Source organism: Pseudomonas sp. B1-22, assembly GCF_050474425.1.
GTDB lineage: Bacteria > Pseudomonadota > Gammaproteobacteria > Pseudomonadales > Pseudomonadaceae > Pseudomonas.
In genome coordinates, this window is the sequence record NZ_JBCHVH010000003.1 from 201482 (window position 1) to 225139 (window position 23658).

Sequence of the window (23658 nt, forward strand, 5' to 3'; positions counted from 1 at the left end):
AAGAGGATCCCCCGCATGTCCGTCGAGCACTTGGATGTACTGATCATCGGCGCCGGCCTGTCCGGCATCGGCGCCGCCTGCCACCTGCAGAAGCAGTGTCCCGGCAAGACCTACGCCATCCTCGAAGGCCGCGAGGCCATGGGCGGCACCTGGGACCTGTTCCGCTACCCGGGCATCCGCTCCGACTCGGACATGTACACCCTGGGCTACAACTTCAAGCCCTGGACCGATCCCAAGGCCATCGCCGATGGTCCGTCGATCCTCAACTACATCCGCGAAACCGCCCGCGAGTACCGCGTCGAGGACAAGGTCCGCTACCGTCACCGGGTGCTCAAGGCCGACTGGGACAGCAACGCAGCGCGCTGGAACCTCACCGTGCAGCGCGGCGACGAGGAAGAGCCGGTGCGCATGAGTGCGCAGTTCCTCTTCATGTGCACCGGCTACTACCGCTATGACGCCGGCTACACCCCGGACTTCGCCGGGCGCGAGAGCTTCGCCGGGCAGGTCATCCACCCGCAGCTGTGGCCGGAGAACTTCGACTACAGCGGCAAGCGCATCGTGGTGATCGGCAGCGGCGCCACCGCGGTCACGCTGATTCCCTCGCTGACCGACAAGGCCGCCCACGTCACCATGCTGCAGCGCTCGCCGTCCTACGTGATCACCCTGCCGGCGAAGGACCCGATTTCCAACTTCCTGCGCAACTTCCTGCCGGAGAAGTGGGTGTACCGCCAGGCGCGTGCGCGCAACGTGACCATGCAGATGATCTTCTTCATGGCCTCCAAGACGTTCCCCGGCGCTGTGCGCAAGCTGATGCTCAAGCTGGCGAACCTGCAGCTGGGCAAGGATTTCGACATGCGCCATTTCAGCCCGCGCTACAAGCCGTGGGACGAGCGCGTATGCTGCGTGCCCGACGGCGACCTGTTCAAGGCGCTGCGCCAGGGCCGCGCCTCGGTGGTCACCGACCACATCGAGCGCTTCACCGAGAAAGGCATCCTGTTGAAATCCGGACAGGTGCTGGAAGCGGACGTCATCGTCACCGCCACCGGGCTGGACCTGGTGATGTTCGGCGGCGCCGAGCTGGCCATCGACGGCAAGCCGTTCGATGTCACCCAGAGCATGGGCTACCGCGGCATCATGCTGCGCGACTTGCCGAACCTGGCCGCCATCGTCGGCTACACCAACGCCAGCTGGACGCTCAAGGCGGACCTTTCCAGCGAATACTTCTGCCGCCTGATCAACCACCTCGACGCCATCGGCATGCGCCAGTGCACGCCGCGCCAGACTGCCGGGCAGGTGAAGGAAGAACCCTTCCTCAACCTCAACTCCGGCTACATCCAGCGCGCTGCCGACCGCATGCCCAAGCAGGGCGACCGCACGCCGTGGAAGCTCTATCAGAACTACGTGCTGGACCTCGCCCTGCTGCGCTTCGGCAAGGTCGAGGACGGTTACCTGGCCTTCACCTCGCCCAGACAGCGCCAGGCCAGCGCGGCGCCGGTGGAAGCGCTGGAGGGCTGATTCCCTGGCCTGGCCCCGCTATCACGGCGGGGGCCGCGCTGTCCCATCGAGACATCGGATAGACATTATCGATACGCCGCCCTGCAACTCGGCTCCCGCACGGATTACCATGCGCGCCATTCGCAAACATGCAGGCCAGAGGAATTTCCATGCATATCGATGACGCCATCCGCAGCCGCCGTTCCATTCGTGGTTTCGACACCTCCTACGTAATGAGCCGTGAGGAGAAGGACGAGCTGCTGCAACAGGCACTGCTCGCACCCACCTCCTTCAACCTGCAGCACGTGCGTCTGGTGGAAGTCAGCGACCCGCAGCTGCGCGCGCAGATTCGCGAAGCCGGCTGGAATCAGGTGCAGATGACCGAAGCCTCGATGCTGGTGGTGGTCTGCGCCCGGGTCGACAGCTGGGAGCAGGATGCCCAGCGCGTGTGGGACGGCGCCCCGGCCGAAGTGAAGAACTACATGGTCGGCGCCATCGACGGCTACTACCGCGACAAGCCGCAGACCCAGCGCGACGAAGCCATGCGCAGCTGCGGCCTGGTGGCCCAGACCCTGATGCTCGCCGCCCGAGGCCGTGGCCTGGACAGCGTGCCGATGGTCGGCTTCGACTTCGACGCGGTGGGCAAGCTGATCAATCTGCCGGACAACCACGTGATTGGCCTGATGATCGCCGTGGGCAAGCAGGCAGTGGAAGCCAAGCCGCGCATCGGCCGCCTGCCGCTGGAAGAGACGATCATTCGCGATCGCTTCTGAGCCAGATGAAACGCGCCTTCGGGCGCGTTTCTGTTTTTGCGTGGCGCGCTGCCCACCGGTGTGCCCATGTCGTTCCCTCACCCTAACCCTGGCTGCGCGCCCCGCTCCTGAGGGAGAGGGGACTGACCCGAGCGCTCTGGGAGTCCAGCATCAGCCGGTGAGTCAGGGAGAGCAGAATCTATCTCGGCACGTACGGCCCCCTCTCCCCGTGGGAGAGGGTTGGGGTGAGGGGCTTTGAATGCGCAGGGCTATCAGGCCCGTTCCCACACCTCGAACGCATAAGCGGGTGTCTCGCCATCCGCCTCATGCTCGATGCTCGACGCCAGGCGCCAGCGCTTTTCATCCACCGCCGGGAAATGCGCATCGCCCGCCGGGCTCAGCCCTACGCGAGTCAGGTACAGCCGCCCGGCGCGTTCCAGCGCTTCGCTATAGAGCTGCGCGCCGCCGATCAGCATCAGTTCCTCGGCTTCCTCTTCCTTCGCCCACTCGGCGGCGCGCTCCAGCGCGGCATCGAGGCTGGTGAAGACTTCCGCACCTTCGAGCTTCAGGCCCTGCTGGCGGGTCACCACGATGTTCAGCCGGCCCGGCAGTGGGCGGCCGAGGGAGTCCCAGGTCTTGCGGCCCATGATCACCGGCTTGCCCAGGGTCATGGCCTTGAAGTGCTTGAGATCCTGCGGCAGGTGCCAGGGCAGGCGATTGTCGACGCCGATCACGCGGTTCTCGGCAAGGGCGGCGATCATCGCCAGGGGCAGGACTTCGGACATCGTGACTCCAGTGGTGAACATCAGCGGGAACTCCCGTTGCCAGAGGATACCAGTCGCACCTCCCCGGTGGGACCGGGCGGTGGTACGCGCATGAAGAAGGTGCCGTCTTCGTTGACCTGGGTGATGCCGGTCGCCAGCACCTTGCGATAGTCCTTGAGGTTGAAGGCCAGGGTCTGGTCCGGGCGCTCGGCCTTGAGCAGCACCTGGGAATAAGTGATGAGGATCTCGAAGATCTTCAGGTCGCCCGACTGCAGCCAGATGTAGGACGGCCCAGCCTGGCGCGGCGGTTCGAAGGCCAGCGTGGCGGCACCCGGCTTGGGGGCGAACTTCAGGTGCAGGCCCTGGGCGTCCAGCCAGCTGGATTCCACCCGTCCGCCGATGCCCACCAGCGGGAAGACCTGGTGGTAGTTCAGGTGCATCACGTTGTCCCGCAGCGCGGCGCCGGGGCGCTCCAGGCTGACCAGTGAATCCAGGCGCAGGCCTACCAGGCTCATGGCGCCGTAGCTGGGCACGCCGAGCACCTTCACGCTGTCGGGCTGGTAGTCGAGGTTGTCGCCCTTGAGTGTCACCGTGCCGGACAGTCGCAGCGGCAGCCAGGGGCCGACGCCCAGCGGCTGTACTTCGCCGGAGACCAGCAGGCGGTCGCCTTCCACGCTCAGGCTGAAGTTGCGCAGCATGGTTTCCGGGTAGGCAAGGATGTGCTGGTTGAACAGGTTGGCGAGCTGCTCGGGGTTCAAAATCACCTCGCCCTCGGAGACCTCGATGCGCATGTCCTGCGGGCGGTCGAAGTCCACCGGCTCGCCGGCCTTGAGCGGCACCAGCCAACCCCTGAGCTGCGGGCTGTGGAAGCCGACGCCGCCCTGGAAGTACATGTCCACGTTGTTGAGCAGGATGCCGACGCCGTCCTGGCCGGAGTCGCGCAGGCCGCCGGGGCGGGTCGCCTTGAAATCCGGCGCTGGCGGCGTCTGCTGGAACCAGCCCTGGCGCAGCACGCCCAGTTCGCGCTGCTGCCTGTCGATGGCGCTTTCGGCGGCGGCCTGGCCGGCCAGCGCGAGGCAGAGCAGGGGGGCAAGGAGGGTTCTCATAGGGCTTTCTCCTCCGGGGCCGGCGCTTTTACGGGTGAGACGGCGATGTGCACCATGCCGTCCTCGCGCAGGCGGATTTCGCCGTACTGCAGCTGGCGGCGGTAGTCGTAGAGGTTGAACAGCAGCGGCGCGTCGGGGCTCAGGCTGGTGAACAGCGCGTAGGCCTTCACCAGGATGGTCCGCGCCATCTTGATGTCGCCGCCCTCGATGAACATGTAGCTCTGCGGGGCCTTCAGCTGCGGCCATTTCAGCTCGGCCAGGTCGCCGCCCAGCAGCAGGTCCATGCCGCCGTCGGCGAGCTTCAGGTGGCGCACGGTGAAGTCCAGGCGCGGCGGCGGGAACAGGCCGTCGAGGTCGACCAGGATGCGGTTGCCGATCAGCTGCATGTGCGCGGTGTGCAGTTGCAGCACCTCGGACATCTCGATGGACGCGGCTGCCAGCGAGGGGGTGACGTCCACCCCGTCGACGAAGATGCGCTGCGGCACCAGCGCCACCTTCAGCGGCCCGGCCTGCTCGATCCCGGTGACCATCCGCAGCGGCCGCCAGCGGCCCTTGCGCAGGAGTTCGCCGTGGACTTCCTGGCCGTCGGCGCGGGTGCTGAGCCTGAGGTTACGCACCGGCGCGTTGGCGTTGCGCAGCTCCTCGTTGAGCAGCGTGGCGAGGGTGGCGTCGGCGACGAAGATGTCCCCGGCCTGGATGCGCGCGACCATGGACTTCGGATCATCCAGCATCAGCGGCGTGCCGGCGCCCGCCACCGGGCTCATCTGGATCAGCATCCTGCGGATGAAGAAGCCGATGTCGTCGTGCAGGCGGAAATCGGTGTGGCTGATCCACAGTTGCGAGGTGTTGCTGTCGGACTGCCGGGCGCTGACGTTGGCGTCCAGCACGCGCGGCGGCACCGCCTGCATCAACGGGGTGTCCGGGCCCCAGTCGGAGGGGCGCACCGGCGGTGTTTCCACGGCAACCGCGGTGGCGGCGGCCAGCAGCAGGGGCAAGGCACTGAGCATCGAGCGCAGCATGGCGAGGCCTCGTTCTTGTTGTTGTAGGCAGGTTGCTGTCGGGCGAGTCTGAGGCCGCAGACGCGCGCCGTGAGCCCTTCCTTGGTTTGGTTGACCGTAGACGGTGTTACCGGCGGTCCGGGCGGACGCGAGGGCGAGCAGCGGTTATGCTTTGCGCTCAGTACCGATTGTCGGAGACCCCGTGAGCGAGTCCGCCCTCCAATCCCTGTGGCTGTGCGAGGCCGTGCGCCTGCGCGAGGAGCAGGTCGGTCCCCTGGAAGACAGCGAAGCCAACCGCCGCGCCATCGTCGCGGGTGGCGACCTTGCGCGGCGCCTGCAACACCGCGCGCTGCTGCTCGCCGGGCGTGACGGCCAGCGCGCCGCGCTGCGCACCTGGGTGCAAGGCTCGCGCCTGGCGCTGTATGTCCTGCTGGCGCTGGCTCTCTTCACCGGCGGCGGCCTGGCCTTTGCCGCCCTCGGCGACGGCCTGCGCCCGGTCAACGTGTTCTGGGCCCTGGCCAGCCTGCTGGGCCTGCACCTGATCACCCTGACCGGCTGGATTCTGGCCTTCTTCGCCAGCGGCGAAGCGGCCGGCGCACTTGGCCGCCTGTGGCTGTGGCTGAGCGGCAAGCTCGCCCGCGATGCCCAGGCCGCGCAACTGGCGCCCGCCCTGCTGGTGCTGCTGGATCGCCAGAAGCTCACGCGCTGGGCGCTCGGCCTGCTGGTCCACGGCTTCTGGTTGGTGGCGCTGGGCAGCGCCCTGGGCGTGATGCTGGCGCTGCTGGCAACGCGGCGCTACGGCTTCGTCTGGGAGACCACCATCCTTGGTGGCGATACCTTCATCGCCCTGACCCACGGCCTTGGCGCGCTGCCGTCGCTGCTCGGCTTCCCGCAGCCGGATTCGGAACTGGTGCGCGCCAGTGGCGATGCCCTGGTGGCCAGCGAGAACGCGCGCCACGCCTGGGCCGGCTGGCTGGTGGGCATCCTGCTGGTGTACGGCGTGCTGCTACGCGGCGCGCTCTGGCTGCTTTGCCTGTGGCGCTGGAAGCGCGGGCGCGCGCAGCTGGCGCTGGATGTCTCGCTGCCCGGCTACGCCCTGCTGCGCGAGCGCCTGATGCCGGCCAGCGAACGCCTGGGTATCAGCGATGCCGCGCCGGACGAACTGGTCGAGCCGCAGGCACAGGCTCCCGCGAGCACCGCCGACGGCGCCGTGCTGGTGTCCATCGAACTGCTGGACCGGCCCAACTGGCCTCCGAGGCTGCCGGAAGGCATCGCCAATGCCGGCGACCTCGACGACGGCGCCCAGCGCCGCCGCCTGCTGGAACAACTCACCCGCTACCCGCCGGCACGCCTGGTGATTGCCTGCGACCCGCGCCGCTCGCCGGATCGCGGCACCCTGGCGCTGATCGCCGAGCTTTCTCGCTGTGCCGCCGCTACGCGCATCTGGCTGCTTCAGGCGCCGACGGGCGAAGCGCTGGACGCCGAGCGCCTGGGCGACTGGCACGCCGCCATCGAGCGCCTGCAACTGCCGTACACCTCGGCATCGCCGCTGGGCTGGCTGGAGACCGGGCATGACTGATGCGCTGAAACTGGCCGTGGTCGGCCACACCAACGTCGGCAAGACCTCCCTGCTGCGCACCCTGACCCGCGACGTGGGCTTCGGCGAGGTGTCCCACCGCCCCAGTACCACGCGGCACGTGGAAGGCGCGCGGCTGTCGGTGGACGGCGAGCCGCTGCTGGAGCTGTACGACACGCCCGGCCTGGAAGACGCCATCGCCCTGCGTGACTTCCTCGACGGTCTGGAGCGGCCCGGCGAGCGCCTGGACGGACCGGAAAAGCTGCGCCGCTTCCTCGACGGCAGCGAGGCCCGTGGCCGCTTCGAACAGGAGGCCAAGGTGCTGCGCCAGTTGCTGGCCTCCGATGCCGGTCTCTACGTCATCGACGCCCGCGAGCCGGTGCTGGCCAAGTATCGCGACGAACTGGCGGTACTCGCCGCCTGCGCGCGGCCACTGCTGCCGGTGCTGAATTTCGTCGCCAGCCCGCAGCACCGCGAGGAACAGTGGCGCGAGGCGCTGTCCCGGCTCGGTCTGCATGCGCTGGTGCGTTTCGACAGCGTGGCGCCGCCGCTGGATGGCGAGCGCCGCCTGTACGAAAGCCTGGCGCTGCTGCTGGAGCGCGCGCGCCCGCAGCTGGACCGACTGGTGGCCGATCATGAAGCCCAGGCCATCGCTCGCCGCGAAGCCGGTGCGCGATTGATCGCCGAATTGCTGGTGGATGTTGCCGCCTGCCGCCAACTGGTGCCCGCCGGCGATGCGGCTGTGCGCGCCGCCACCGAGACGCTGCGCAACCAGGTACGCAAGCGCGAAGACACTTGCGTGAAAGCGCTGCTCAGCCTCTATGCCTTCCGCAAGGACGACGCCCGCGCGGCGGACCTGCCGCTGCTGGACGGGCGCTGGGGCGACGACCTGTTCAACCCGGAAACCTTGCGCCAACTGGGCATTCGCCTGGGTGGCGGCGTCGCGGCCGGCGCTGCGGCGGGGGCGGGGATCGATCTATTGGTCGGTGGCCTGACGCTCGGCGCGGCCACTGCGCTGGGCGCCATCGCCGGCGGCGCCTGGCAGACCGTCGGCCACTACGGCCAACGCCTGCTGGGCAAGCTCAAGGGCAGCCGCGAGCTGTCGGTGGACGACAGCGTGCTGCGCCTGCTGGCGCTGCGGCAGCGGCAATTGCTGGCGGCCTTGCAAGCGCGCGGGCATGCGGCAGTGGAGGCGATTCATCTGCAGTCGCCGGAAGACAAGCAGTGGCGCGAGGGCAAGTTGCCCGAGGCGATGCGCAAGGCAAGGGCGCATCCGGAGTGGTCCAGCCTCAATGGCGGCTGGCGCAGCGAGAAGAGCGAGCGGCAGGAGGCGGTGGCGCAGTTGGCAAAGCAGTTGCTGGAGCCCTAATACACCCGTAGGAGCGGGCCATGCCCGCGATCGCGCGCATGGCGCGCTCCTGTGAGGTCAGCATGGCGCGAAGCCAATCGCGGACGAAGTCCGCTCCTACGAAAACCCAAGACCGCGTAGGAGCGGACTCCGTCCGCGATGCTTTCAGGCAAGTTGGATCATTTCCACTTCGGCATGGTCGCCAGTCAGGGTGATGATCGCCAACGCAATCGGCAACTTGAACCGCCTCGGCCCGGCACTGCCCGGGTTCAGGTGCAGCACCCCATCGCGCACTTCGTTCAGCGGCTTGTGCGAATGCCCCGCCAGCACTACGTCAATGCCCTCTGCGCGGGGATCAATGGCCAACTGCTTGAGGTCGTGGATCAGGAAGAGCCGCAGCCCGCCCAGCTCCAGCAGCAGCGTTTCCGGCAACGCGGCGGCCCAGTCGTCGGTGTCATTGTTGCCCCGCACCACATCCAGCGGCGCCAGTTCGCGGAGCTGATCGAGGAGGGATTCGGGGCCGATATCGCCCAGATGCAGGATATGGTCGCAGCCTTGCAGCGCCACCAGTGCTTCGGGGCGCAGCAGGCCGTGGGTGTCGGCGATGACGCCGATGCGCAGGGAAGTGGTCATGCCAGGGAGCATAAACGACGACGCCACCCGAAGGTGGCGTCGTGGCGGGATCAGCCGTTGTGCGAGGCCTTGGCGGCGTCGGACTCGGGCAGGAACCAGTTGAGCAGCAGTGCGCAGATGCCGCCGGTGGCGACGCCGGATTCCAGCACGTTGCGGATCGCGTGGGGCATGTGCGCGAGGAACTCCGGCACCTGGGAAATGCCCAGGCCCAGCGCCAGGCTGACGGCGATGATCAGCAGCGCACGGCGGTCCAGGTGGGTGCCGGCGAGGATGTTGATGCCGGAGGCGGCGACCGCGCCGAACATCACCATCACCGCGCCGCCGAGCACCGGTTCGGGAACGGCCTGGATCACCCCGGCGACGCTGGGGAACAGGCCGAGCACGATGAGCATCGCGGCGATCCACAGGCCGACGTGGCGGCTGGCCACGCCGGTCAGCTGGATCACGCCGTTGTTCTGCGCGAATACCGAGCTGGGGAAGGTGTTGAACAGGCCGGCCAGCAGCGAGTTGGCGCCGTTCACCAGCACGCCGCCCTTGATGCGCTGCATCCACAGCGGGCCTTCGACCGGCTGCTTGGAAATCTTGCTGGTGGCGGTGACGTCACCGATGGCTTCCAGCGAGGTCACCAGGTAGATCACCAGCATGGGGATGAACAGGCTCCAGGAGAAGCCCAGGCCGAAGTGCAGCGGCACCGGGACCTGGAAGGCCGGCGCCTCGTGCATGCCGGTGAAGTCCAGGCGGCCCAGGTAGCCGGCCAGCGCGTAGCCCACGGCCAGGGCGATGACGATGGCGCCGCTGCGCATCCACACCACCGGAATGCGGTTGAGGATGACGATGATCACCAGCACCAGGCCCGACAGCATCAGGTTCTCGCCGTTGGCGAAGGTGCCGTTACCCATGGCCGAGAAGCCGCCGCCCATGCTGATCAGACCGACCTTGATCAGGGTGAGGCCGATCATCAGCACCACGATACCGGTGACCAGCGGGGTGATCAGGCGCTTCACGAAGGGCAGGATGCGCGACACGCCCATCTCCACGAAGGAGCCGGCCATGACCACGCCGAAGATGGCGGCCATCACCGCTTCCACCGGAGTGCCGTTCTTCACCATCAGCGCACCGCCGGCGATCAGCGGGCCGACGAAGTTGAAGCTGGTGCCCTGGACGATCAGCAGCCCCGCGCCGAACGGCCCGAAGCGCTTGCACTGGACGAAGGTGGCGATGCCGGAGATCACCAGCGACATCGACACGATCAGGTTGGTGTCGCGCGGCGACACGCCCAGCGCCTGGCAGATCAGCAGGCCGGGGGTGACGATGGGCACGATGATCGCCAGCAGGTGCTGCAGCGCGGCGAGCAGGGCGATCGGCAGGGCGGGGCGGTCTTCCAGGCCGTAGACCAGATCGGGTTGATCCTTGGCGGCGGACGGGTTCTCGAAGGAGCTCATGGGGGCGGTCCGGGAAAAAAAGAGCGCGATTTTACTGGCCTGCGCCGGGATCGCACAGTGCCATGAGACAACGAAGGACGAGTGGGCGGAGAGGAAGTAAGAACCTGTCCTGTAGGACAGGACTGGCTGTAGGCCTGGTTTGCGTAAAAAAGGGCTGAAATTCAGTCGGTTATGCGGAATCGTCTGAATGTTGGCCCCTGTTTTCACGACTTCACTGCACTGCATCCGGTGCCATCGGTGGTTCCGGACACCATCCAACATAAGGAATTGATGATGAGCAACGTGCAGCGCGGATTCACCCTGATCGAACTGATGATCGTCGTGGCGATCATCGGCATTCTGGCTTCGGTTTCGATTCCCTTGTATTCAGATTACTCGTCGCGCTCGAGGGCTGCGGCGGCCAAGAGCGAGCTGTCCGGGGTGAAGACAGCGGTCAGCCTTTGTCTGTCGGAAGCGAAGTCATCGGAGTGTGTTGCCGGGGCATTCGGTATCCCTGAGAGCTTCACCTATACATCAAACGTGACCGAAGACTACTCGGTGACGGATGGCGTCATCGAGGCGAAAACTGGCGCTTCCGACGTTGACGGTAATGCCCTGACTATCAAACTGACGCCCACGAAGGACAAAACGACCGGAAACATTGCCTGGGAAGAAAAAGGTTCGATCTGCAACGCGGAGCGTGGCATGAAGCCGGGGTATGGCGACTGCCCGAAGACGCCGAAAACCAGCTCGTGAAGTTCAGCGAACTCCGCAACCGGCCATCCGGTAGCGGAGTCGCAACAAAAAAAGCCCGGCATTCGCCGGGCTTTTTCTTACCGCTGCAAGGCTCAGCCTTCCAGCAGAGACTTGTCGCGCACCGCACCCTTGTCGGCGCTGGTGGCCAGCAGGGCGTAGGCTTTCAGCGCGGTGCTCACTTTACGAGCGCGCGGCTGGGCCGGCTTCCAGCCCTTCTTGTCCTGCTCGACGCGGCGGGCGGCCAGTTCTTCATCGCTCACCAGCAGGTTGATGCTGCGGTTGGGGATGTCGATCAGCACCTTGTCGCCGTCCTGCACCAGGCCGATGGCGCCGCCAGCGGCGGCTTCCGGCGAGGCGTGGCCGATGGACAGGCCCGAGGTACCGCCGGAGAAGCGGCCGTCGGTGAGCAGGGCGCAGGCCTTGCCCAGGCCCTTGGACTTCAGGTAGCTGGTCGGGTACAGCATTTCCTGCATGCCCGGGCCGCCTTTCGGACCTTCGTAGCGGATGATCACGATGTCGCCCGGCTTCACTTCGTCGGCAAGGATGCCCTTCACGGCACCGTCCTGGCTCTCGAAGATCTTCGCGCGGCCTTCGAAGACGTGGATGGATTCGTCCACGCCGGCGGTCTTCACCACGCAGCCGTCCAGGGCGATGTTGCCGTACAGCACGGCCAGGCCGCCTTCCTTGGAGTAGGCGTGCTCGACGCTGCGGATGCAGCCTTCGGCGCGGTCATCGTCCAGGGTCGGCCAGCGGGTGCTCTGGCTGAACGCAACCTGGGTCGGGATGCCGGCGGGGCCGGCCTTGAAGAAGGTGTGGACCTTCTCGTCCTGGGTCTGGGTGATGTCCCACTGGGCGATGGCGTCGGCCATGCTCGGGCTGTGCACGGTCGGCACGTCGGTGTGCAGCAGGCCGCCACGGGCAAGCTCACCGAGGATGGAGAAGATGCCACCGGCGCGGTGCACGTCTTCCATGTGGTACTTCTGGATGTTCGGCGCGACCTTGCACAGCTGCGGCACCTTGCGCGACAGGCGATCGATGTCGCGCAGGTCGAAGGCGATCTCGGCTTCCTGGGCGGCGGCCAGCAGGTGCAGGATGGTGTTGGTCGAACCGCCCATGGCGATGTCGAGGGTCATGGCGTTCTCGAACGCCTTGAAGCTGGCGACGTTGCGCGGCAGCACGGACTCGTCGCCTTCGCCGTAGTAGCGCTGGCAGAGCTCGACGGCCAGGCGGCCGGCGCGCAGGAACAGCTGCTCACGGTCGGAGTGGGTGGCCAGGGTCGAACCGTTGCCCGGCAGGGACAGGCCCAGGGCTTCGGTCAGGCAGTTCATCGAGTTGGCGGTGAACATGCCGGAGCAGGAGCCGCAGGTCGGGCAGGCACTGCGCTCGTACTCGGCGACTTTCTCGTCGGAGCAGGAGTCGTCGGCGGCGGCGACCATGGCGTCCACCAGGTCCAGGCCGTGGTTGGCCAGCTTGGTCTTGCCGGCTTCCATCGGGCCGCCGGAGACGAAGACCACCGGGATGTTCAGGCGCAGGGCGGCCATCAGCATGCCGGGGGTGATCTTGTCGCAGTTGGAGATGCAGACGATGGCGTCGGCGCAGTGGGCATTGACCATGTATTCCACGGAGTCGGCGATGATCTCGCGCGACGGCAGGGAATAGAGCATGCCGTCATGGCCCATGGCGATGCCGTCGTCCACGGCGATGGTGTTGAATTCCTTGGCCACGCCGCCGTGTTTTTCGATCTCGCGGGCGACCAGCTGGCCCAGGTCCTTCAGATGCACGTGGCCGGGCACGAACTGGGTGAAGGAGTTGGCGATGGCGATGATCGGCTTCTTGAAGTCTTCGTCCTTCATCCCGGTGGCGCGCCAGAGGGCGCGGGCGCCGGCCATGTTGCGGCCGTGGGTGGAGGTTTTAGAACGGTAATCGGGCATGACGGGTTCCTGCGCATCAGGTCACGGTGGGAGCCGTTCCGGGTCTTTCGTGCGGCGGCGTACAGCGGGTAGGGCTGGCCGGCGAGACCTTGAGCGGACTCTGATTTCGTATCGTGAGCGCGGTACGCACCGGATGCAAACAGCAGATGGCCTTGCATGGGCGAGGTCGGCGCGGGGCGTGGCGGGGTCACCGCCTGCTCGGCCGGGGCTCACAGGCCCGCCGGGGGATAAATGGCAGGAATGCCCGGATTCTACGCCGGCCCTTGCCGCCAGGGAAAGGCTGACGGTCGGCAGCGGCCTGCACTTTTGCCTCGATGGCGTGCTTTGAGCTTGGCCTGTCGACTTTTCCCAGGGGGAGGCAGTGATCAGCGAGTCGGATTCGCTGATGCCGATGAAGTGACGCTGCGCCGCCTGTAGGGCGGATAACGCCTCAAGCGTTATCCGCCATGTCGGTCGAAACGGCGGATAAAGCGTTCCGCTTTATCCGCCCTACGCCAATGAAATGAAAACGGGACGTTCCCTCGCGGAAACGCCCCGTCTTCCGACGTGCCGTGATGCCTTAGCCGTTGGGCAGCAGGCGCACGGTCAGGCTCTTGATGTAGCGGGTCTCGTGGATCGCCGGGTGCACCGGGTGGTCCGGGCCCTGGCCGCCGCGCTCGAGCAGCTGGATGTTGCGGTCCAGATGGCGGGCGCTGCCGAGCAGGATGTCCTGCAGGTCGTCCTCGGGCAGGTGCATGGAGCAGGAGGCGCTGACCAGGATGCCGTCCTTGGACAGCAGGCGCATGGCCTGTTCGTTGAGGCGGCGGTAGGCGGCTTCGCCGTTCTTCAGGTCCTTCTTGCGCTTGATGAAGGCGGGCGGGTCGGCAACGATCACGTCGAAGCGCTCGTCGGCGGCTTTCAGCTCGCGCAGGGCTTCGAACACGTCACCTTCGACGCAGGCGACCTTGTCGGCCACGCCGTTCAGCGCGGCGTTGCGCTCCACGCCGTCCAGGGCGAAGCCGGAGGCATCGACGCACATGACGTCGCTGGCGCCGAAGGCCGCGGCCTGGATGCCCCAGCCGCCGATGTAGCTGAACAGGTCGAGTACGCGCTTGCCCTGCACGTAGGGCTGCAGGCGGGCACGGTTCATGCGGTGGTCGTAGAACCAGCCGGTCTTCTGGCCGGCCAGCACCGGGGCCTCGAACTTCACGCCGTTCTCTTCCAGGGCGACCCATTCCGGGACTTCGCCGTAGGCGTTGGCGACATAGCGCTCCAGGCCTTCGGCATCACGGGCGCTGGAATCGTTCTTCCACAGCACGGCGCTGGGCTTGAGCACTTGCAGCAGGGCGGCGAGGACGTCGTCGCGGTGCTTTTCCATGGTCGCCGAGGCGAGCTGGACCACCAGCACGTCGCCGAAACGGTCCACTACCAGGCCCGGCAGCAGGTCGGAGTCGCCGTAGACCAGGCGGTAGAAGGGCTTGTCGAACAGACGGTCGCGCAGGCTGAGTGCGACGTTCAGGCGGTGAACCAGCAGGGATTTGTCGAGAACGTGCTTGGTATCGCGGGAAATCAGGCGCGCGCAGATGAGGTTGTTCGGGCTCATCGCGACGATGCCCAGCGGCTTGCCGTTGGCCATTTCGAGGATGGCCTGTTCGCCGGCGCCGAAACCGTTCAGCGGGGTGGCGGCGACGTCCACCTCGTTGCTGTAGACCCACAGGTGGCCGGCGCGCAGGCGGCGCTCGGCGTTGGCTTTCAGACGCAGGCTGGGCAGGGTCATGGGGAAAGGCTCCGGCAAAAGAGCGCGATTATACCGCAGCGGCACGCGCCGCCGGAGCGGGGCGCGTGCGCTTTTGGTCGACTGGGAGTGTCAGGCGGCGAGGGTTTCGATCAGCTGCTTGCTGAAGACGGGGATGTCGTCGGGCTTACGGCTGCTGATGAGGAGGCCGTCCTTCACCACCGGGCGGTCCACCCAATGGCCGCCGGCGTTGCTGATGTCGTCCTTGAGGGAGTTCCAGCTGGTCAGGGTGCGGCCCTTGACCAGGCCGGCGGAGACCAGCAGCCAGGCGCCATGGCAGATCACCGCGATGGGCTTGCCGGCGTCATCGGCGCGCCGTACCAGTTCCTGGGCCTTGGGCAGGCTGCGGATCTGGTCGGAATTGATCACGCCGCCGGGCAGCAGCACGGCGTCGTATTCGTCGATGTGCGCCGTCTCGAAGGTGCCATCGACCTTGAAGTTGTCGCCGGGCTTGTCATGGTTCCAGCCACGGACCTCGTCTTTGTTGTCGGAAAGAATGCGAACCTTGGCCCCGGCCTGTTCCAGGGCATTGCGCGGGCCGGTCAGCTCCACCTGCTCGAAGCCGTCGGTTACCAGGATGGCGACAGTCTTGCCGTTCAGGGTCTGGCTCATGGCGAATCTCCCGTTTCGTCCTTTTGGGTGTAAAGGTTCCGACACTGCCGCCGATGAAAGTTCAGTCTAAAACGCCGGTTCCAGAAGCTCGCGCTCTGGGTAAACTGTGCGCCCCGTCAACCTTCAGCACGGCTACCCATGTCCCAGGAACTTTCCGCCGAACAGATCCGCCAGGCCCTTCAGGGCATCAGTGTGCCGCCACAGCCGCAGATCATGGTTGACCTGCAGATGGAGCAGTTCATGCCCAACCCGGACCTGAAGGCGATCGCCAGGCTGATCAGCCAGGACCCAGGGCTGTCCGGTGCCTTGCTGAAGCTGGTGAACTCGCCGTTCTTCGGGCTGGCCAACCGCATCACCTCGATCCAGCGCGCGGTGAACCTGCTGGGCAGCCGCTCGGTGATCAACCTGATCAATGCGCAGTCGATCAAGGGCGAGATGAGCGACGACACCATCGTCACCCTCAACCGCTTCTGGGACACCGCGCAGGACGTGGCCATGAGCTGCCTGAACCTGGCCAAGCGCATCGGCTATGAGTCGGTGGACGAGGCCTATGCGCTGGGGCTGTTCCACAACTGCGGCATTCCGCTGATGCTCAAGCGCTTCCCGCACTACATGGCGGTGCTGGAGGAGGCCTATGCCAGCGCCAGCGATGAGCGCCGGGTGGTGGACACCGAGAACCGCGTGCTGAACACCAACCATGCGGTGGTCGGCTATTTCACCGCGCGCTCCTGGCGCCTGCCGGAGCACGTCTGCGAGGCCATCGCCAACCATCACAATGCGCTGTCGATCTTCAGCGACGACAGCGCCCGCGATACGCAGCTGAAGAACCTGCTGGCGATCCTCAAGATGGCCGAGCACATCTGCGGCTCGCACCGTGTACTGGGCAACCAGCCGGAAGACCACGAGTGGGACAGCATCCGCGCCAAGGTGCTGGATTACGTGGGGCTGTCGGAGTACGACTTCGAGAACCTCAAGGCGAGCATTCTCGAGCTTGGAGTGGGGCAGGGGACATATTGACCTGGAACCCCGACGCGGCGGTTGGCCATCGCGGATAAATCCGCTCCTATGCAGCCGTTGAGTTTTCCCCGTAGGGGCGGGCCCTGGCCGCGATCGCGCGCATGGCGCGCTCCTACGGCTAGCCTCTCCGCAGACATGAAAAAGCCGGGCATCTGCCCGGCTTTTTCATGGAGCGGCGGCGATCAGTCGAGCATGTCGCTGAAGCGTTCGTCCTTCTTGTAGGTGATGGCCTGGTTGAAGCCCGGCACCTGGACACCCTTTTCGCTGATCTCGATGGCCTGCTCGTCGATCATGTCGTTACCGAAGTTGTAGATGATGTCGAAGCGGCCCTGGGTCACGGCCTCGTCGTACTGGCGGGCGGCGGCGCGGGTGGCTTCGCGGCGGGTCTGGTAGGCGTCGAAGGCGGCATCGCCGTGGCGCTTGCGCAGCATCTTCTCGGTGATGGCCGGGGACAGCAGTACGCCGGTGGCGTTGTTGCCGCCGAAGCCCTTGGAGTTGATGAAGCAGACTTCCAGGTCATCACGGCGCACATCGGTGTTGGACAGGGCGATGTGGTCCTTGAACACGTCGTCGGCGAACTTTTCCACGGTCTTGATGCCCGGGATCACGCCGTAGCGGAAGGTGCCCAGGGCGGAGATCAGCTGGTCGGCGCTGGCGGTGGCCAGGGAGTGGCCGACGAAGGCCTTCACCGCGGTGACCGGCCACTCGCTGATGCCGAACGCAGTGGCGACGCGGTCGAGGATTTCCGATTCGGTGACGCGGTTGGCTGGGGTGCTGGAGCCGTGGGCATGGACGAAGCTGTGCTTGCGCACGCTGTCCGGGCCGACGATCTGCGCGGCGGCGGCCACGGCCTTGGCCATGGTCAGGTAGTTGCCTGGGCCGGGCGCGGAGATGGACTTCTTGAAGCCGTCGGCGTTGATGAACACGTCCGGCACCGAACCGTGGATTTCGGCGCCCAGCTCCAGGGCCAGGGCGTCGTCCATCAGCACCACGTACTGGGCGGACTCGGCCAGGGTGAAGCCGCAGTTCTCGCCGAACGGGCGGCTGGCGCGGCGGAAGTCGACATCGTCGCGGCCATCGATGTTGCGCAGGCCTTCCTCGGTGGCCAGCGCGCTCATGGCGGCGTAGCCCTCGATGATCTCGGAGGTGATCGGCGCCTCGGCATTGCCGACGATGGCCACGCGGGCCTGGCCGGTGGTGATGACGTCGATGCCTTTCTGCAGGTTATAGAGGAAGGTGGCGCAGGCGCCGGTGATGCTGCCGGTCATGCCGACGCTGCCCAGCACGTAGGCGTTGATGAAGTCGGTGGGCATGCTGTTGAAGCCCAGCGGCAGCTGCTTGGCCGATACGCGGTGGCCGCGCAGGCGCGATTGCAGCAGGCCGCCGTAACCGTTCTCGTCCAGCTGGCTCATGATGCTGCTGGAAAACACGGCGATTTCGTCGGGCTGTACGTGGTCGCAGATGGTCTGCCAGTCGATGCCGACCGAGCGCACCGCGTCGGTGGCGGCAACCACGGACATCTGCAGGCCGCGCGGGTGGAAGCGCGAGTTATACAGCTCGCCCGGCTCGAAGCCGGTGGGCAGCTGGCCGGCGGACTTCACCGGCAGCGCGCGGTAGCTGTCGACCTTGAATTCGCAGCTGTCATGCAGGGTGACGCGCACTTCGCCGCCTTCGAGTTCTTCCACCGACCAGTTGGCCGGCAGCGGCTCGGGCAGTTGCTTGCGCTGGGTGCTGAAGGTAACCGGGCTGCCGGCGGCGCCGAGGGTGATGCTCTTGTGGCAGTGGGCGGCATCGACGTCGAGGTATTGCAGTTCGATGCGGCGGATCAGGGTGGACTGGCGGACCTGATCGCCGAAGCGCTGTTCGATCTGGGCCAGGGTCAGTGCCTGGCCTTCGGCATCGCGGTAGTGACCGGCATCGAACTTCACCAGCTTCATCATCACCGCAAGGCCGGCGAGGGTTTCCTGGCGAGCGGCGCTCTCCATGGATTCGAGGACGGTGCGGCGGAACCCATGGTGGAACGAGCTGCGGCCCGCAGCGTTATACCCACCAAAACCAACGATGACCGGTAGTCGAGACATCTCTCGGAAACTCCTTCAGCAAGTCCATCTTGTGCGTTCGGGCGGTGATTGCCCAAGGCGGGGCAGCCCAGTGGCACAAAGCCAGCGGTGGCTAGAGTGATTCGAATGCTTTAGCTGACGAGGATGATGACCGTCGAGTCACGCTAACGCCAGGATTTGACGGAAGAAGACGACGAATTTCCGTGCAGATCGAGCGAGGACGATGGAAGGAGGGGGGAGCCGGGAGCCGCGAGGGGCTCCCGGGGGTTGCGGGTATTACTCAGCGGTATTCGATGCCAGCCTTTTTGGTGCTGACGCGGGTACCGGACTTGCCTTCGGTGATGGCCACGATGTTTTCCAGCGAGCCGATCACCGCATCCTTGCCGGTGTTGCGGGCGAACTCGATGGCCGCCATGACCTTCGGACCCATGGAGCCGGCGGCGAAGCCGAGGCGTTCCAGTTCGTCCGGGTGGGCCTGGGCGATGGCCTTCTGGGTCGGTTTGCCCCAGTCGATGTAGGCCGCGTCCACGTCGGTGGCGATGATCAGGACGTCGGCGGACAACTCCTGGGCCAGCAGCGAGGAGCAGAGGTCCTTGTCGATCACCGCTTCGACGCCGGAGAGTTTCTTGCCGGCTTCGTCATACATGGTCGGAATGCCGCCACCGCCTGCGCAGATGACGATGGTGCCTTTCTCCAGCAGCCACTTGACCGGGCGAATCTCGAAGATGCGCTTCGGACGAGGGCTGGCGACCACGCGGCGGAACTTGTCGCCATCGGGCGCGATGCTCCAGCCTTTTTCCTTGGCGAGGGCTTCTGCCTCTTCCTTGGAATAGACCGGGCCGATCGGTTTGGTGGGGTTCTGGAAGGCCGGGTCCTTGGAGTCGACTTCGACCTGGGTGAGGATGGTGGCGAACGGTACTTCGAACGGCAGCAGGTTGCCCATTTCCTGTTCGATCATGTAGCCGATCATGCCTTCGGTCTCGGCACCCAGGACGTCCAGCGGGTACGGGGAAACCTTTTCATAGGCTGCGCCCTGAAGGGCCAGCAGGCCGACTTGCGGGCCATTGCCGTGGGCGATCACCAGTTCGTTGCCCGGAGCGACCTTGGCGATCTGCTCGGCGGCGATCTTCACGTTGGCGCGCTGGTTGTCGGCAGTCATGGGCTCGCCACGACGCAGCAGGGCATTGCCGCCCAATGCGACGACGATACGCATATTCATTACCTCCGAAAGAGTGGAAACGCCCCCGGACCGGCGACGGCGTCGCGGTCCGGGGACGGCCCGGCATTACATGTCGGCGAGGGTCGAAACGAGGATTGCCTTGATGGTGTGCATGCGGTTTTCCGCTTGCTCGAAGGCAATGTTGTACGGGGATTCGAAGACGTCTTCGGTCACTTCGATGCCGTTCTTCAGGTTCGGGTACTGCTCGGCGATCTGCTTGCCGACCTTGGTTTCGCTGTTGTGGAAGGCGGGCAGGCAGTGCATGAACTTCACGCGCGGGTTGCCGGCGGCCTTCATCATGTCCATGTTGACCTGGTAGGGCAGCAGTTCCTTGATGCGCTCGCCCCAGGCTTCGACCGGCTCACCCATGGAGACCCACACGTCGGTGTGGATGAAGTCCACGCCCTTGACCGCGACTTTCGGGTCTTCGGTGATGGTGATGCGGGCACCGCTTTCTTCAGCGAACTTCTTGCAGGCGGCGACGTGTTCCTCGGTCGGCCAGAGTTCCTTCGGTGCGGCGATGCGCACGTCCATGCCCAGCTTGGCGCCGATCAGCAGCAGGGAGTTACCCATGTTGTTGCGGGCGTCGCCCAGGTAGGCGTAGGCGATGTCGTGCAGCGGCTTGTCGCTGTGCTCACGCATGGTCAGCACGTCGGCCAGCATCTGGGTCGGGTGGTATTCGTCGGTCAGGCCGTTGAACACCGGTACGCCGGCGTACTTGGCCAGTTCTTCGACGATCTCCTGCTTGAAGCCACGGTATTCGATGGCGTCGTACATGCGGCCGAGAACGCGGGCGGTGTCCTTCATGGACTCCTTGTGGCCGATCTGCGAGGAGTTCGGGTCGATGTAGGTGACGTTGGCGCCCTGGTCATAGGCGGCCACTTCGAAGGCGCAACGGGTGCGGGTCGAGGTCTTCTCGAAGATCAGCGCGATGTTGTTGCCTTTGAGGTGTTGCTGCTCGGTGCCGGTGTACTTGGCGCGCTTAAGGTCGCGGGACAGGTCGAGGAGATAGCGCAGCTCGCGGGTGCTGTGGTGCATCAGGCTGAGCAGGTTACGGTTGTGCATGTTGAAAGCCATGATCTTTCTCCTTGGATGGAATTCTCGGCCCCGTCAGTGGGTTCGTGGCTGGCGAGGCGGGCGGCCCTGTTCGGGCCGCCTGGCAGGGTTTGTGTGCTCTGTTGGAATCAGTAATCGATCGGATCACGGATGATCGGGCAGGTCATGCAGTGACCGCCGCCACGGCCCCGGCCCAGTTCGCCGGCGCTGATGGTGACCACTTCCACACCGGCCTTGCGCAGCAGGGTGTTGGTGTAGGTGTTGCGGTCATAGCCGACCACCACGCCCGGCTCCAGGCAGACTACGTTGTTGCCGTCGTCCCACTGCTCGCGCTCGGCGGCGAAGCTGTTGCCGCCGGTTTCCACGACGCGCAGTTTCTTCAGGCCCAGCGATTCGGCGACGACGGTGAGGAAGTCCTTGTCTTCGCGCTGGACGTTGATGCCGTAGGGGCTCTTCTCGTCCGGACGCAGGACGAAGGGAACGATCTCCTTCACCACTTCCGGGAAGACGGTGACCAGGTCGCGGTCGCAGAAGGTGAAGACGGTGTCCAGGTGCATCGCGGCGCGGGACTTCGGCAGCCCGGCAACGATGACTTTCTCGGCAGCGCCCTTGGCGAACAGCGCCTGTGCAACCTGGCCGATGGCCTGGCGGGAGCTGCGCTCACCCATGCCGATCAGGACCACGCCGTTGCCGATCGGCATCACGTCGCCGCCTTCCAGGGTGGACATGCCATGGTCCTTGTCCGGATCGCCGTACCAGACTTCGAATTCGGCGTTAACGAATTCCGGGTGGAACTTGTAGATGGCGGTGGTCAGCAGGGTTTCCTGACGGCGCGCCGGCCAGTACATCGGGTTCAGGGTCACGCCGCCGTAGATCCAGCAGGTGGTGTCGCGGGTGAACTGGGTGTTGGGCAGCGGCGGCAGCAGGAAGCTGGAGTGACCCAGGTAGTCGCGGTACATCTTCAGCGCCTTGGCGCCTTCGCTGTCGGGGATGTCGTCAGCGGCCACGCCGCCGATGAGGAACTCGGCCAGCTTGCGTGGCTCCAGGCTTTCCAGCCAGCCGCGCAGTTCCTGGGTCAGGCCCAGGCCAACGCTGTCGTTGGTGATCTTGCGGTCGAGGATCCACTTCAGGGCCTCGGGGTTCTGGACGGTCTCGGTCAGCAGGTTGTGCATTTCCAGGACGTCGATTCCGCGTTCACGCATCTTGGTGACGAAGTCGAAGTGGTCGCGCTTGGCCTGGTTTACCCAGATTACGTCGTCGAACAGCAACTCGTCGCAGTTGCTCGGGGTCAGGCGTTGGTGGGCGAGTCCAGGCGAGCAGACCATCACTTTGCGTAGTTTGCCAGCTTCAGAATGAACGCCAAGTTTGGTTTTTTCCGTGCTCATGAGATGTCTCCAAGAGTTACAGAGTGAGGAAGCCGTCGTAGAGGCCGTAGGCCGCGATCAGGGCGCCGATGACGACACCCGCGAAGATCAGCTTCTCGACATTGGTGAAGATGGGTTGGCCCACTTCATGTTTCGCTTTAGCGAAGAGGATGACGCCGGGCGCATACAGCAGCGCCGACAGCAGCAGGTATTTCAGGCCACCGGCGTAGATCAGCCAGACGGCGTAGATGACCGAGATACCGGCGATGATCAGGTCTTTGGTGCGGTCACCCGGGTCCTTGTCGTAGGTCTCGCCTTTGACTGCCAGCAGCAGGGCGTAGGCCGCGGACCAGAAGTACGGGATGAGGATCATCGAGGTGGCCAGCAGCAGCATCTTGGTGTACGGGTCCATCCCGTCGGAGCTGCCCGAGGAGAAGAAGGTCACCACCAGGAAGACCTGCACGCAGATGTTGGTCAGCCACAGGGCGTTGGCCGGCACCTGGTTGGCGTTCTCCCTGCGGAGGAACTCCGGCATGGTGTGGTCCTTGGCCGCGGCGAACATGATCTCGGCGCACAGCAGTACCCAGGAGAGCAGGGCACCCAGCAGGGAGATCAGCAGACCGACGCTGATCAGCACCGCGCCCCAGTGACCGACCACGTGCTCCAGCACCAGCGCCATCGACGGGTTCTGCAGCTTGGCCAGTTCCGGTTGGGTCATCACGCCCATGGACAGCACGTTCACCAGCACCAGCAGAAGCAGGACGGTGATGAAGCCGATCACGGTGGCCTTGCCGACGTCGGAACGTTTTTCCGCACGGGAGGAGAAGATGCTCGCGCCTTCGATACCGATGAACACCCAGACGGTGACCAGCATCATGTTGCGCACCTGGTTCATCACGCTGCCCAGTTCCGGATTGCTCGCGCCCCAGATGTCAGCGGTGAAGATGTCCAGCTTGAAGGCGAACAGGCAGATCAGGATGAACAGGAACAGCGGGACGATCTTGGCGACGGTGGTGATGGTGTTGATGAACGCCGCCTCCTTGATCCCGCGCAGTACCAGGAAGTGCAGGGCCCACAGCAGCACCGAGGCACAGATCACCGCCGGCAGGGTGTCGCCCTTGCCGAAGATCGGGAAGAAGTAGCCAAGGGTGCTGAAGAGAAGAAGGAAGTAACCGACGTTGCCGAGCCAGGCGCTGATCCAGTAGCCCCAGGCTGAGGAGAAGCCCATGTAGTCGCCGAAGCCGGCCTTGGCGTAGGCGTACACACCGCCGTCGAGTTCAGGTTTGCGGTTGGCCAGGGTCTGGAAGACGAATGCCAGGGTCAGCATCCCGACCGCGGTGATGGCCCAACCGATGAGAATTGCGCCGACGTCAGCACTGGCGGCCATGTTTTGCGGGAGGGAGAAAATACCCCCGCCGATCATGGAACCAACGACAAGGGCTGTCAGCGCACCGAGTTTTAATTTTTGGCTGCTTTCTTGCGACATTTAAGAATCTCCCTATAGGAAGTTGGAGAGTGTAGCTATTAAGCGCCGTCTGTCAGGGACGCTCCCTGACGTGGGTCAATAGCTTGCTATCCAATGTATTGAGCGGTACTCCAGCTCCGCTCACCCCGCTGACAAGATAGAAGGAATTTCCCAGTAATGCCCGATTTAGAGAGGCTTTCGTGAAAATTTGATCGCGGTTATGTGACAGCGCTGTGGCAGTTTGCTGCCGCGTCCATCCAGATGTGCGATACGGCACGCTTGCCATGGGCAATGGTTGCAGCGAGAGGCCGG

General features: G+C 65.4%; 19 protein-coding genes. 6 read left to right on the forward strand and 13 right to left on the reverse strand.

What is annotated here, in order from left to right; translation table 11 throughout:
• Positions 1-15: 15 nt before the first annotated feature.
• Positions 16-1515, forward strand: a complete 1500-nt coding sequence (locus ACQ5BL_RS12955; RefSeq protein WP_243804051.1) for a flavin-containing monooxygenase — start codon at positions 16-18, stop codon at positions 1513-1515.
• A 149-nt stretch (positions 1516-1664) separates the two neighbouring features.
• On the forward strand, positions 1665-2267 hold the full coding sequence (locus ACQ5BL_RS12960) for a nitroreductase family protein (RefSeq protein WP_207886352.1): 603 nt from the start codon (positions 1665-1667) through the stop codon (positions 2265-2267).
• Between the two features lie 251 nt (positions 2268-2518).
• Here the strand turns inward: ACQ5BL_RS12960 and ACQ5BL_RS12965 are convergent, their stop codons facing one another.
• The 3 genes from ACQ5BL_RS12965 to ACQ5BL_RS12975 are packed head-to-tail and all read right to left on the reverse strand — an operon-like array spanning position 2519 to position 5135.
• Positions 2519-3031, reverse strand: coding sequence for a dihydrofolate reductase (locus ACQ5BL_RS12965; RefSeq protein WP_243804053.1), 513 nt, complete (start codon positions 3029-3031; stop codon positions 2519-2521).
• Between the two features lie 20 nt (positions 3032-3051).
• The gene (locus tag ACQ5BL_RS12970) at positions 3052-4116 is read right to left on the reverse strand and encodes a hypothetical protein (RefSeq protein ID WP_243804054.1); all 1065 of its coding nucleotides are present in this window, start codon (positions 4114-4116) and stop codon (positions 3052-3054) included.
• Entirely contained in the window at positions 4113-5135 is a 1023-nt protein-coding gene (locus ACQ5BL_RS12975; RefSeq protein ID WP_430293163.1) for a hypothetical protein, read from the reverse strand. The genes ACQ5BL_RS12970 and ACQ5BL_RS12975 overlap by 4 nt, the downstream gene beginning before the upstream one ends.
• A 181-nt stretch (positions 5136-5316) precedes the next feature.
• Here ACQ5BL_RS12975 and ACQ5BL_RS12980 point away from each other — a divergent pair, with 181 nt between their 5' ends.
• On the forward strand, positions 5317-6693 hold the full coding sequence (locus ACQ5BL_RS12980; RefSeq protein ID WP_430293164.1) for a DUF2868 domain-containing protein: 1377 nt from the start codon (positions 5317-5319) through the stop codon (positions 6691-6693).
• The gene (locus ACQ5BL_RS12985; RefSeq protein ID WP_430293165.1) at positions 6686-8059 is read left to right on the forward strand and encodes a GTPase/DUF3482 domain-containing protein; all 1374 of its coding nucleotides are present in this window, start codon (positions 6686-6688) and stop codon (positions 8057-8059) included. Before ACQ5BL_RS12980 ends, ACQ5BL_RS12985 begins: the two co-directional genes overlap by 8 nt.
• Positions 8060-8203: 144 nt before the next feature.
• Here the strand turns inward: ACQ5BL_RS12985 and ACQ5BL_RS12990 are convergent, their stop codons facing one another.
• On the reverse strand, positions 8204-8671 hold the full coding sequence (locus tag ACQ5BL_RS12990; RefSeq protein WP_243804060.1) for a metallophosphoesterase family protein: 468 nt from the start codon (positions 8669-8671) through the stop codon (positions 8204-8206).
• A gap of 50 nt (positions 8672-8721) precedes the next feature.
• Complete coding sequence (locus ACQ5BL_RS12995; RefSeq protein ID WP_243804062.1) at positions 8722-10113, reverse strand: nucleobase:cation symporter-2 family protein; 1392 nt, start codon at positions 10111-10113, stop codon at positions 8722-8724.
• Positions 10114-10386: 273 nt separating this feature from the next.
• On the opposite strand from ACQ5BL_RS12995, the gene ACQ5BL_RS13000 reads away from it, so the two are divergent.
• Positions 10387-10848: a pilin gene (locus ACQ5BL_RS13000; protein WP_279577141.1), complete on the forward strand. Its 462-nt coding sequence runs from the start codon at positions 10387-10389 to the stop codon at positions 10846-10848.
• Positions 10849-10940: 92 nt separating this feature from the next.
• Here ACQ5BL_RS13000 and ilvD read toward each other — a convergent pair whose 3' ends face one another.
• From ilvD to ACQ5BL_RS13015, 3 genes are all read right to left on the reverse strand, one after another.
• Positions 10941-12779 carry a dihydroxy-acid dehydratase gene (gene ilvD, locus ACQ5BL_RS13005; protein WP_207886343.1) on the reverse strand — a complete coding sequence of 613 codons (1839 nt, stop codon included), beginning with the start codon at positions 12777-12779 and terminating at the stop codon, positions 10941-10943.
• Positions 12780-13338: 559 nt separating this feature from the next.
• Entirely contained in the window at positions 13339-14535 is a 1197-nt protein-coding gene (locus ACQ5BL_RS13010) for a class I SAM-dependent rRNA methyltransferase (RefSeq protein WP_207886342.1), read from the reverse strand.
• Between the two features lie 90 nt (positions 14536-14625).
• Complete coding sequence (locus ACQ5BL_RS13015) at positions 14626-15165, reverse strand: type 1 glutamine amidotransferase domain-containing protein (RefSeq protein ID WP_243804064.1); 540 nt, start codon at positions 15163-15165, stop codon at positions 14626-14628.
• A 192-nt stretch (positions 15166-15357) separates the two neighbouring features.
• Between ACQ5BL_RS13015 and ACQ5BL_RS13020 the strand changes: the two genes are divergently transcribed.
• Complete coding sequence (locus tag ACQ5BL_RS13020) at positions 15358-16182, forward strand: HDOD domain-containing protein (protein WP_243804664.1); 825 nt, start codon at positions 15358-15360, stop codon at positions 16180-16182.
• 182 nt (positions 16183-16364) lie between these two features.
• Here ACQ5BL_RS13020 and ACQ5BL_RS13025 read toward each other — a convergent pair whose 3' ends face one another.
• From ACQ5BL_RS13025 to arcD, 5 genes are all read right to left on the reverse strand, one after another.
• The gene (locus ACQ5BL_RS13025) at positions 16365-18263 is read right to left on the reverse strand and encodes a beta-ketoacyl synthase (RefSeq protein WP_243804066.1); all 1899 of its coding nucleotides are present in this window, start codon (positions 18261-18263) and stop codon (positions 16365-16367) included.
• A 259-nt stretch (positions 18264-18522) separates the two neighbouring features.
• Positions 18523-19455: a carbamate kinase gene (gene arcC / locus ACQ5BL_RS13030; RefSeq protein WP_243804068.1), complete on the reverse strand. Its 933-nt coding sequence runs from the start codon at positions 19453-19455 to the stop codon at positions 18523-18525.
• 72 nt (positions 19456-19527) lie between these two features.
• The gene (locus ACQ5BL_RS13035; protein ID WP_207886338.1) at positions 19528-20538 is read right to left on the reverse strand and encodes an ornithine carbamoyltransferase; all 1011 of its coding nucleotides are present in this window, start codon (positions 20536-20538) and stop codon (positions 19528-19530) included.
• 107 nt (positions 20539-20645) lie between these two features.
• Positions 20646-21902 (reverse strand): arginine deiminase, encoded by a 1257-nt coding sequence (gene arcA / locus ACQ5BL_RS13040; RefSeq protein WP_243804069.1) that lies wholly within the window; start codon positions 21900-21902, stop codon positions 20646-20648.
• A gap of 16 nt (positions 21903-21918) precedes the next feature.
• On the reverse strand, positions 21919-23367 hold the full coding sequence (gene arcD / locus ACQ5BL_RS13045) for an arginine-ornithine antiporter (protein ID WP_243804071.1): 1449 nt from the start codon (positions 23365-23367) through the stop codon (positions 21919-21921).
• Between the last annotated feature and the right edge of the window lie 291 nt (positions 23368-23658).

Bases quoted from the DNA above. Each gene is read 5' to 3' on its own strand.
- ACQ5BL_RS13000 (WP_279577141.1), top strand. From the start codon at position 10,387: ATGAGCAACGTGCAGCGCGGATTCACCCTGATCGAACTGATGATCGTC.
- ACQ5BL_RS12970 (WP_243804054.1), bottom strand. From the start codon at position 4,116: ATGAGAACCCTCCTTGCCCCCCTGCTCTGCCTCGCGCTGGCCGGCCAG.
- arcC (WP_243804068.1), bottom strand. From the start codon at position 19,455: ATGCGTATCGTCGTCGCATTGGGCGGCAATGCCCTGCTGCGTCGTGGC.
- ACQ5BL_RS12985 (WP_430293165.1), top strand. From the start codon at position 6,686: ATGACTGATGCGCTGAAACTGGCCGTGGTCGGCCACACCAACGTCGGC.
- ACQ5BL_RS13025 (WP_243804066.1), bottom strand. From the start codon at position 18,263: ATGTCTCGACTACCGGTCATCGTTGGTTTTGGTGGGTATAACGCTGCG.
- ACQ5BL_RS13010 (WP_207886342.1), bottom strand. From the start codon at position 14,535: ATGACCCTGCCCAGCCTGCGTCTGAAAGCCAACGCCGAGCGCCGCCTG.
- ACQ5BL_RS12960 (WP_207886352.1), top strand. From the start codon at position 1,665: ATGCATATCGATGACGCCATCCGCAGCCGCCGTTCCATTCGTGGTTTC.
- ilvD (WP_207886343.1), bottom strand. From the start codon at position 12,779: ATGCCCGATTACCGTTCTAAAACCTCCACCCACGGCCGCAACATGGCC.
- ACQ5BL_RS12975 (WP_430293163.1), bottom strand. From the start codon at position 5,135: ATGCTGCGCTCGATGCTCAGTGCCTTGCCCCTGCTGCTGGCCGCCGCC.
- ACQ5BL_RS13015 (WP_243804064.1), bottom strand. From the start codon at position 15,165: ATGAGCCAGACCCTGAACGGCAAGACTGTCGCCATCCTGGTAACCGAC.
- arcD (WP_243804071.1), bottom strand. From the start codon at position 23,367: ATGTCGCAAGAAAGCAGCCAAAAATTAAAACTCGGTGCGCTGACAGCC.
- ACQ5BL_RS12990 (WP_243804060.1), bottom strand. From the start codon at position 8,671: ATGACCACTTCCCTGCGCATCGGCGTCATCGCCGACACCCACGGCCTG.
- ACQ5BL_RS12995 (WP_243804062.1), bottom strand. From the start codon at position 10,113: ATGAGCTCCTTCGAGAACCCGTCCGCCGCCAAGGATCAACCCGATCTG.
- arcA (WP_243804069.1), bottom strand. From the start codon at position 21,902: ATGAGCACGGAAAAAACCAAACTTGGCGTTCATTCTGAAGCTGGCAAA.
- ACQ5BL_RS12955 (WP_243804051.1), top strand. From the start codon at position 16: ATGTCCGTCGAGCACTTGGATGTACTGATCATCGGCGCCGGCCTGTCC.
- ACQ5BL_RS13035 (WP_207886338.1), bottom strand. From the start codon at position 20,538: ATGGCTTTCAACATGCACAACCGTAACCTGCTCAGCCTGATGCACCAC.
- ACQ5BL_RS12965 (WP_243804053.1), bottom strand. From the start codon at position 3,031: ATGTCCGAAGTCCTGCCCCTGGCGATGATCGCCGCCCTTGCCGAGAAC.